Origin of the sequence: Fulvivirga sp. M361 (genome assembly GCF_007097395.1) — a bacterium.
In the GTDB taxonomy this organism is placed as follows: domain Bacteria; phylum Bacteroidota; class Bacteroidia; order Cytophagales; family Cyclobacteriaceae; genus Fulvivirga.
Genome location: NZ_VKDC01000132.1, coordinates 1 through 250, shown reverse-complemented (window position 1 = coordinate 250; position 250 = coordinate 1). Strand labels below are relative to the sequence as shown.

Here is a 250-nt window from a genome sequence, read left to right as displayed (position 1 = left end):
TACGGTTTTCTCCCCCAACTTTCTCATAGTATCTTCCAGAAAAGCCCGAAAGTTATTTGAAGAGCCGGTATTCCCACTCCTTAACCAAAAATTGGCTACCAGCTTCAAATCGTTGACAAAAGCATAGATGGGATGATGAGAATGACGACCCGGCTTTTTGGGATTATAGCCTTTCAAAGCACCTTGTTGGTCTCCATAACGAGTCAGGATCGTAGAGTCACAGTCCAGCGTGATATTATCAAACTGTATA

The 250-nt window shown here is 42.8% G+C and carries 1 protein-coding gene; it reads right to left on the bottom strand.

Features of this window, described 5'->3' with window-relative positions; all coding sequences use genetic code 11:
- Positions 1-250: transposase (locus tag FNH22_RS31860; RefSeq protein ID WP_185154541.1), on the bottom strand; the 250-nt coding region annotated here is incomplete at both ends.